The organism is Novosphingobium sp. CCH12-A3, from assembly GCF_001556015.1.
GTDB lineage: Bacteria > Pseudomonadota > Alphaproteobacteria > Sphingomonadales > Sphingomonadaceae > Novosphingobium > Novosphingobium subterraneum.
The window spans coordinates 1-7,818 of record NZ_LSIA01000167.1; the positions used below are offsets into that span (position 1 = coordinate 1).

General features: G+C 63.1%; 12 protein-coding genes. 11 read left to right on the top strand and 1 reads right to left on the bottom strand.

Going from position 1 to position 7,818, the window contains the following annotated elements:
• The 7 genes from AX703_RS13315 to AX703_RS13345 form a co-directional block, all read left to right on the top strand.
• Window positions 1–298 (top strand): zincin-like metallopeptidase domain-containing protein (locus tag AX703_RS13315; RefSeq protein ID WP_231735533.1); only part of this gene is annotated, 298 nt, incomplete at its 5' end.
• Window positions 267–659 carry a hypothetical protein gene (locus AX703_RS13320; protein WP_058818314.1) on the top strand — a complete coding sequence of 131 codons (393 nt, stop codon included), beginning with the start codon at window positions 267–269 and terminating at the stop codon, window positions 657–659. The genes AX703_RS13315 and AX703_RS13320, both read left to right, overlap by 32 nt.
• Before the next feature lie 47 nt (window positions 660–706).
• The gene (locus AX703_RS13325) at window positions 707–1,348 is read left to right on the top strand and encodes a hypothetical protein (protein WP_054136320.1); all 642 of its coding nucleotides are present in this window, start codon (window positions 707–709) and stop codon (window positions 1,346–1,348) included.
• Between the two features lie 42 nt (window positions 1,349–1,390).
• Window positions 1,391–1,984, top strand: a complete 594-nt coding sequence (locus tag AX703_RS13330; RefSeq protein WP_231735534.1) for a hypothetical protein — start codon at window positions 1,391–1,393, stop codon at window positions 1,982–1,984.
• A 16-nt stretch (window positions 1,985–2,000) separates the two neighbouring features.
• Window positions 2,001–2,201, top strand: a complete 201-nt coding sequence (locus AX703_RS13335; protein WP_058456862.1) for a hypothetical protein — start codon at window positions 2,001–2,003, stop codon at window positions 2,199–2,201.
• 110 nt (window positions 2,202–2,311) lie between these two features.
• Complete coding sequence (locus AX703_RS13340) at window positions 2,312–2,662, top strand: antitoxin Xre/MbcA/ParS toxin-binding domain-containing protein (protein WP_054590611.1); 351 nt, start codon at window positions 2,312–2,314, stop codon at window positions 2,660–2,662.
• A gap of 4 nt (window positions 2,663–2,666) precedes the next feature.
• Window positions 2,667–3,161, top strand: a complete 495-nt coding sequence (locus AX703_RS13345; protein ID WP_058456863.1) for an RES family NAD+ phosphorylase — start codon at window positions 2,667–2,669, stop codon at window positions 3,159–3,161.
• A 7-nt stretch (window positions 3,162–3,168) separates the two neighbouring features.
• Here AX703_RS13345 and AX703_RS13350 read toward each other — a convergent pair whose 3' ends face one another.
• Complete coding sequence (locus AX703_RS13350; protein ID WP_058803380.1) at window positions 3,169–3,666, bottom strand: hypothetical protein; 498 nt, start codon at window positions 3,664–3,666, stop codon at window positions 3,169–3,171.
• Between the two features lie 67 nt (window positions 3,667–3,733).
• Here AX703_RS13350 and AX703_RS13355 point away from each other — a divergent pair, with 67 nt between their 5' ends.
• The 4 genes from AX703_RS13355 to AX703_RS13370 form a co-directional block, all read left to right on the top strand.
• Window positions 3,734–5,020, top strand: coding sequence for a hypothetical protein (locus AX703_RS13355; RefSeq protein ID WP_058803381.1), 1,287 nt, complete (start codon window positions 3,734–3,736; stop codon window positions 5,018–5,020).
• 47 nt (window positions 5,021–5,067) lie between these two features.
• The gene (locus AX703_RS13360; RefSeq protein ID WP_062344724.1) at window positions 5,068–5,703 is read left to right on the top strand and encodes a hypothetical protein; all 636 of its coding nucleotides are present in this window, start codon (window positions 5,068–5,070) and stop codon (window positions 5,701–5,703) included.
• Window positions 5,704–5,833: 130 nt separating this feature from the next.
• Window positions 5,834–7,501 (top strand): ATP-binding protein, encoded by a 1,668-nt coding sequence (locus tag AX703_RS13365; protein ID WP_156452055.1) that lies wholly within the window; start codon window positions 5,834–5,836, stop codon window positions 7,499–7,501.
• Window positions 7,446–7,818 (top strand): hypothetical protein (locus AX703_RS13370; protein WP_156452056.1); only part of this gene is annotated, 373 nt, incomplete at its 3' end. The genes AX703_RS13365 and AX703_RS13370, both read left to right, overlap by 56 nt.

Consider the following 7,818-nt stretch of genomic DNA (forward strand, 5'->3'; position numbering starts at 1 on the left):
AAAAATTGGCGTCGGAAGTCAGATTGGGGCTGGACTGTCAGGATATATCGCCGAGCAGGTGAGTGCGCGCATTTGCTATGAATTGGGTCTGCCGGCAGACCTTCACGAAAGCCATGCCAGCTACGTCTCGCACTGGCTGGAGATCCTCAAGGCCGACAAGACGGCGATCATCACCGCAGCCGCGAAGGCCGATCAGGCGTTCAACCATCTTGCGGCCTATTCGGGCTTCCAGAGCGAACCTGCCGGCGAAGAGGGGGAGGAAGCCGATGAGACGGCGCCAGTTCCGGCTTTTGCTTGAGCCGGCACCGCAGGAGGTCGTTTGCCTCACCCAGCTTCACCGTTATGCGGGCGATGTTGCAGGCCGGAGGAGGGCGCCGATCGGCGAGGAGCTGGACCAGCATATCGCAGGCCTGTTCCCCCAGAGGGACCCGCGCCAGGTGCTGGACGGCCTTCTCGGCAAGGGGGGCGTCGGTTGGTCGCTTGGCACAGTTCCGGGTCAAGGCCGATCGCTCATCATCCAGACAACCGAGGCGGGCGTTGCGGTCTCGGCAATAGCGAGGATCCTCGAACAGATTGCGCCAGGGGCGCTCCTGCGACCGATGATCTACGAGCCGTTGCTGCTGGAGAACCCGAGCGAGCACTGCGGCAGCCTGCATTGAGGAAAGGGGGATGGGGCCATTGCATCTTGCAATGGAAAGGAAGCCTCATGTCCTGCGACATTGATTACCGTTACCGCCGCGCACTCCAGCCCGATGGGCTGACGACCTTCGAAAATGCGCTGCGAGCATTGAACGAGGCCGTGGATGATGTCCGTCTGGCAGGCCGGCAGGCCGCAACCTGTCCGGCAGTGCTGCTGCTGACGCGCCACCTTCAACGCATTGCTGACGGAAGGCCGACCGAATGTGAGGCAGACGACCAGGCTCTGCGGTCCCAATGCATTGAACGCCTTGCCGAGCTCAAACACAGGCCTGCGATCATTGCGCTGGTCAAACGCGGGATCGACTATCGTCCCGAAGAACTGCGCCACTACCGGCGCGAGGGCACGCGGGCGCTGCGCCAGATCGCAGCAGGGATCGGGCTCGAGCACGCCGATTATCGCATCAGCTATTACACCTCACAGGAACAGCTCGCGGGCGAGCATGTGCTGGAAGCCGACGGGATCTACGTCCGGATCAGCCCGGAAAGGTTCGGCGAGCCGGGTCTCGCCTGGCGCAACCCGTTCTGGAAACCGCCTGGCGCGGTGATGCGCAAAGCGCCGATCACCGCCCTTGCAGACATTCCCGCACTCACGGCGCGGATCGCGCGCGAATTGAAGATCGCACCTCCGGCGCAGCCGGGGCTCATCTGAAGGAGAACACGCATGGGCTGGCTTTACATGCACCGTGCCGGAATGGGGGGCTTCGACACTCCCAAGGCCTATCTTGACAATCAGCTCACATGGGAGCGCGAGAATGAAGAAACCGGCACCTTCGAAGGATGCCGGGTCATCAGAAGCGTGTCCACAACCGGTGCCTACTACGCGGCTGTCCAGCGCTATGGACCGAACAACCAGACCCACGCCATCTCCGCGGTGATCTGTCTGGTCCGCTGGAACCCCAAGGCAGCCGACGGCCTCCTGTTCGGCTACAAGGACATGGATGAAAATTCAGGACCGGTGGAGGCCGGGTGCCCCAGAAGTGTCCTGGAGGAGTTGGGGCCAACCAGTCATCCTTATGCCCTCGACTGGCGCAACCGGTGCTACCGCCAGCTCCGGCTCAAGGAACGCAAGATCGCCGATGGCGACATGATCCGGCTGCCTGAACCGATGAAGTTCACCGACGGCACCGAACACGCTGAATTCAGGGTGACAAAGCGCGGCGCGAAAATTGAACTCAGCACGCCCGATGGCCGAGGCCGGTTTCGCATCAGCAGATTGATGGAGCGCCGATTTGAAGTCGTGCCCCCAAAGCGCGCGGTGCGCACATTCTTCCCGGCGACGCCGTAACGCTCGGGAGGTGATCATGCTGCCTCAGAGCCTGGACCCCAGAAGGGCGATCCTGTGCGGGCGCGCCAATGCCGAGCGTGTCGCCATTCGGATGACCGCAAATTCCGGGCAGAGCCATGCCGTGGTGAGGACGGACAGCAAGCTCCAGCCCTTTTGCGTTCTGCCTGCAGAAGAGGGCCTTGCCGGCGCGATCGAATTGCAGGTCGTGGTTTTGTAAGAGCGGGTAACCTCTTCGGCAAAACGGGAACACCTGCTGGGTTTGACACCCAAACCTTGATTACCGCAGATATTGACGCTATATCGCGTCAGAATTCATGGGAAAGTGCAATGGCGATTCAAAACTACGCTGACAACGGCGCGTTTGCTCCGCGCAAGATCGTCGACGCGCTGCGGACGACCAGCGACGAACTCGCACGCTCGCTGGGCCTCGGCAAGGATGCGATCCAGCGCAAGGACCGGATCGCGTCCGACCGGACGCAGCGCCGCCTTCGCCAGATGGTCGAGGTGCTCAACAAGGTCGAGCCGCGCTTTGGTTCGGCGTTGTTGGCCTATGCCTGGTACCGCTCGGAACCACTGCCGGGTTTCTCGGGCCAGACTGCCATGCAGCTCGTGCAGAGCAACCGGGCCGATGACGTGCTGACCTATATCGACGCGGTCGACGCCGGCGTCCACGCCTAGTCCAATGCACTTTACCGGGCTGCTCTACCGCGCCCACAATCCGGTCTGGTCCCGTGAACCCCTCTCAGGGGAGGGGGCCGCCCGATTTGGCGGACGGTTCAATCGCATGGGGCGCACGGCGCTCTATACTTCCCTCGCCCCTGAGACCGCGCTGCGCGAGGCCAATCAGGCTGGCACGCTGCAGCCCACCACGCTGGTGGCCTATCAGGCCGACATCGGGCCGCTGCTCGATGGCCGGGACACGGCTGCATTGCATCCCTTCGGCATCACACCGGCTGAACTCGCCGACCCGTCATGGCGTGATCGGATGCTCTCCGGCAAGCCGGTCCCGACGCAGGACCTGGCGGAGGCCGCGATCGCGCAAGGCTATGCTGGCATCGTTGTCCCGAGCTACGCCCGCGGCGCCCCCGCAGACGCGCTCAATCTTGTCCTATGGGACTGGGACGGGCGCATCACGCTTGTTGATGACGACGACCGACTTGGCCTTCGCAATAACTGATGGCCTCTTATTCCTCGATCATCCCTCCGAGGCCGGGATCGAGATACCACGATGGGCCTTCGGTAAAGTCGGCGTTGCGGGCAGGAACAGGGCCATCAGGCTCTGACGAGACGTAAGGGTTGACCATCGGTGCCGGGTGCTGGCCCGAGCGCAGAATGTGGCCCGACATCTGGCACCGCGGCCCGAGGAGCTCGAAGAGCCATTCGAGATCGTCGAGCATCTGGACAACCCCGCGCCCTGCCAGTGCATAGTAGAGGCAGCGCTGATAGTCATCGCAATGGCAGGACAGGATCTGCGTCAGCCGAGCCTTGGCATTGGGCAGGCCCTGAAACACGCCCTGCAAGGTCTCATAGAGCTCGCGCGCTGAGTAATAGGCATCGAACGGCTCCACTCCGATCGAGGCATTGGCGAGCATACGCTTGGTTGGACGGCAATTGGGATCAAGTGCCGCGTCGCGCAGCGTGACATCGAGGTCGAACTTGCCGATATCAAAGACCTTGTTCATTATTCATGGGCTCCTGCAGATTATGAACATAACGTGAACAAACGACAGGGTCAAGGCGTCATCATGCATGTGGCTGGTAGGTAAGGACACCACAGGAAAGACCGGCAGGGTCGCCATCAGCGACGAGCTGAAGGCTGCGCTGGTGCGCTGGTATACAGGCCGGGGCAGCGAGGCCGACCACCGCGCTTGCGTCTCACTGGTCTCGACCGCGCGAGAGAACCACAAGTGGATCGCCTGCGATTGCCTTGGGGCAGAGCGGCCGCCGCCGCTGATGAGCGCGGCCTATCTCAGTTTTCAGGAAACCTATTACCTCCGGCGTCTTACCTCGCGGCCAGGCCACGAGCCGGGCTGCCCGTTTCATCTGCCGCAGGCGCCACCGCGCATCCGCGAGACCGTGAAGGATTCGCTCTATGCCATCGGCCTTCCAAAAGGCCTGTTCAGCGCACACCAGAAGGCGCCGGAGAAGCTTGCACAGAGGCCAGAGGACATAGAGCCCGACGACCGCTCACGCGGCGTCGCGATCCCGCGCCTCGGCAAGCTGCTCTGGTTGCTGCTCGAACGCGCAGGCTCGAATATCCTGCGCGAATTACCGCCCAGCGGCAGGCGCGCAGGCTCGATCAGCGAAGAAATGCGTCACCTCAAGCGCGCCGCTCAGGGCCTCGAAATCGCGCCGGGCATCCGGCTGTCGGATCATCTCTACACCAACGCGATCGATTACGAGAAACGGCGGGTCCATGCCCGATTGCGGGCTGCGGCCGAGACCTGGCCGCCCGAGTTTGCACCGCAAGCCTTTCTGCTTCTCGAAGCGAGCGAGGTCACATCGAGCGAGGTGGTGACGGGGCTCGGAACTGTCGAAATCCGCAACCGCATCCAGCACACCGGGATCATCCGCGCCGAGGTCGAGCCCCCATTTCTGGTGCTTGCTGTCGTCGGCGAGCACAGCCGGCGCGAAGGATACCTGGCGCTGCGGGCATATGCCCAGCCTGTGTTCAGCGGAAACCAGTTCGTGCCCGCCGAGCGCGACCACGATCGCGATGTGCTGCGCGCGCTCCAACAGGCCCAGTATGAACTGCGTCGCCTCGGCGTCAGGATGGCGGTCAAGAAGGTCCTTTTTGACATCACGCTGGGTGCTGGCTCGGCGAGGCCGGATTTCCTGGTGGCGCTGCTCGATGAGCATAGCGGGGAGGAATGCAAATTCGCGCTCCAGATCCTGCAGTCGGATGATGCCGACTATCTTGAGCTGTGCAGCATCGAGCGCGAGCGTCTCGCTCAGGCAGGGCATGTCGTATGCCTGTCGGTCAGCAGCGTGACGCCTCAGAAAATTATCAGCGAAGCCCGCCGCATTCTCGCGTGAAGGGGAGGGGGAGGATTTGAGCGAACCTGAAGAAGGAGAGTTCGCTCATGACATGCTTTGCTCCGTCGCCGCGCCCATCGACATCGATCTGGGGTGCTGTCCAACAGGCCGATCAGCTTGGCCCCGGGATTTGGTCGGTGATGACCGCCAGCCACGGCGGCATCATTCTGTCCGATCAGAGACAGGCCGCCATGCCGTCAGCGCTACAGATCGACGGAGGGTCCTACGAAGAAGACTGCGATTGGGCGCTCCCGATCCTTGCCTTTTCCAGCGAGCTTGATGGGCAGGGCTCCTGCTCTGCAGGCTTTCTGCAGCTTGCCCGCGATACCGCCAAATGTTGGCATCCGGACCGCTTCAGTGCCTTTACCGGCGAGGCTGTCGAGGAGAATGCCTCCACGATCCTGCGGACGCGTAAGGCCTACATCGCCGCCATCGGCGAGTTCTGCGTCACCAGCGCCTGGGGCGATTGGGCCGAATGGGTGCCGGAAGGCAAGGTTGGCGTGATTGCCCGGCAAGTCGAGCGCGTCGATCACATTGGCCGGCCAACCTATGGCGAGGCTGAGGTCTGCGCGCTGATCGCGAAGGACCTCTACGCCGCGCGCGGCGAGGTCACAGCGCTGCGGGATACGGCGCACGAGATCATTCCGATGCCCGAGGCCCTGCGACCGAAACGAGTGGGCTGAAGAGCAGGCCGAGGACCGCCCGGCTCTGGCCAGGCATCGATCCGCCGATCTGGAGGGAAGGGGGAGGGGAAGGGCGAACCAGTGCGATGAAGGACCCTTTGCCATGAACCCGACAGTCATCCGACCCAGCGTGAGCCCGAAGACTATCACCAAAGTCACGCGCCTCTTTAACGGCACCATCGGCGATATCCTCGGCGAGCTCCTCCAGAACAGTCGCCGCGCTGGCGCATCCCGGATCGATATCGCCTGCTGCGCCGATCAGGACGGAGCGCGATTGACCCTTGTCGATGATGGAACCGGGGTCGCCGATCCCCAGACCATGATTGCGCTGGGGGATTCGGGCTGGAGCCAGCACATCCATGAGGCCGAAGACCCGGCAGGCATGGGTGTCTTCAGCCTGGCGGGCAAGGACACCCGGATCAGCTCACGTCATGGCGGTGCCGACACCGGATGGTCGGTGCATGTCCCCGCGGATGGCTGGACCGGCGCGAAGGACATTGCCGTGGTGCCCCTTGCTCGCCCGGTTGGCACGACCATCACCTTCCTGATGCCCGGAGTGAGTGAGCAGACGACCGAGCGGATTCTGCGCGAGGTCGCGAAGTTCTATCCGCTGCCGGTCTTCTTCAATGGCGCGCAAGTGCCGCGCGAGGACTTTCTCGCCAAGGCGATCTACATCGCCGAATGGAACGGCAGCCAGATCGGGGTGTTCGAGGGGCGCGAATACAACCAGGATCCCACCACGAACTTCCATGGCATGGTGCTCACCCGCAAGCTTGCCAGCGTCTCGGAAAGCCTTGGCGGCAAGACCTACCATGCCCGGCTCGATATCGGGGCCACCCCGGGCCTTGCCCTTGTGCTGCCGGCGCGCAAGGAATTCGTCGAGAACGCCGCATTTGCGGCGCTGCAGACAGCGTGCAAGCGCACGATCTATGCCGCGCTGGCGCACAGAGGCCAGCACCGGCTTTCCTTCGAGAACTGGAAGGAAGCGCGCGATCTGGGGGTCGCCCTGCCGGAGGCCGACCCCTGCCTGCCCCGCTGGCATGCGGCCATCGCGGAGAGCGACAACGTCAATGTCGAGTATGAGGAAGTCGCAGCAGGTGCGGACACGATCCTTGTCGCGGATCTTGAGCCCGATATTGCACAGGGACTGGAGCGCGCGCTGCGCGAGCACCCCTTGCGAGCGCACCTCGTCGAGAACCATCCTGCCTACGCTGGCTATGGCTGGTATGACGCGCTGCATCAGCTCGGAAACGTGCGCTTCTATGTTGCTGCCGGGGAGCAGGGCCACGTCATCGCCGAGAACGGCAGCTTCCCGCCGCTCAATGACCATGTGCGTGCAGAGACGATCGAACTGAGGTTCTGTGTCTCCCACCGCGCCAGCGAAACGCAGCGCGAGGAACGGATCCCGGCAGATGTGGCCTTTGTCGTGGGCGAGGATGGCTGGTACAGCGGTGTCGATCAGATCCGCATCGCTTATGTGCTGGGTCCGGCGCTGACCCCCGAAACGCTGGTCGATCTGATCGAGAACGTCTGTTTCTGCGCGAGCGACGACAGCGAGGCCGACTCCTGGGACACCCAGCACGAGCACTTCTTGCGCGATGCGCGCGAACTCGCGGCCCGGGTGCTGCTCGGCGAGGACGAGGCCATCGCGGCGCGCATCCGCGACACGCTCGCCGGCATCCTGTGGGTCATTCCCAAGGATCGGCAGGTCGCCATTACCGTCGCCCCGGGGACCGCGATCGATGTTCAGCTATCCGCTTGTTGCCTCCTGGATCGGGACGAGACCTCCAATGCATGACACATCCGACATCTCTTGCGCACGGCAACGCACCGAGCACATCGCGCAGCTCAATGATGCAGCGCGTCAGGGCCGTGACCGCACGGCCCGCATCGTCATGACATCCGGGCTGCTTGCAGAACTCGGCGGCGACACCGCGGCAGACAGCATGATGGCCCAGGCTCGGTTGATGGCCGCTCTGCGCCATTGCACCTTCGCCCCGGATTCGCCCGAGCGAGACTTTGCAAGCATGGATGTCGATGGCATCAAGGTGCTGATGAAAGTCGATTTGTATGATCCGGGCCTTGTCAAGTTCGCATTGAACGGTTCCTTCTGTT

Coding starts and splice junctions, on each gene's coding strand:
- AX703_RS13355 (WP_058803381.1), top strand. CDS start 3,734: ATGTGGCTGGTAGGTAAGGACACCACAGGAAAGACCGGCAGGGTCGCC.
- AX703_RS13335 (WP_058456862.1), top strand. CDS start 2,001: ATGCTGCCTCAGAGCCTGGACCCCAGAAGGGCGATCCTGTGCGGGCGC.
- AX703_RS13320 (WP_058818314.1), top strand. CDS start 267: ATGAGACGGCGCCAGTTCCGGCTTTTGCTTGAGCCGGCACCGCAGGAG.
- AX703_RS13350 (WP_058803380.1), bottom strand. CDS start 3,666: ATGAACAAGGTCTTTGATATCGGCAAGTTCGACCTCGATGTCACGCTG.
- AX703_RS13345 (WP_058456863.1), top strand. CDS start 2,667: ATGCACTTTACCGGGCTGCTCTACCGCGCCCACAATCCGGTCTGGTCC.
- AX703_RS13340 (WP_054590611.1), top strand. CDS start 2,312: ATGGCGATTCAAAACTACGCTGACAACGGCGCGTTTGCTCCGCGCAAG.
- AX703_RS13330 (WP_231735534.1), top strand. CDS start 1,391: ATGGGGGGCTTCGACACTCCCAAGGCCTATCTTGACAATCAGCTCACA.
- AX703_RS13360 (WP_062344724.1), top strand. CDS start 5,068: ATGACATGCTTTGCTCCGTCGCCGCGCCCATCGACATCGATCTGGGGT.
- AX703_RS13325 (WP_054136320.1), top strand. CDS start 707: ATGTCCTGCGACATTGATTACCGTTACCGCCGCGCACTCCAGCCCGAT.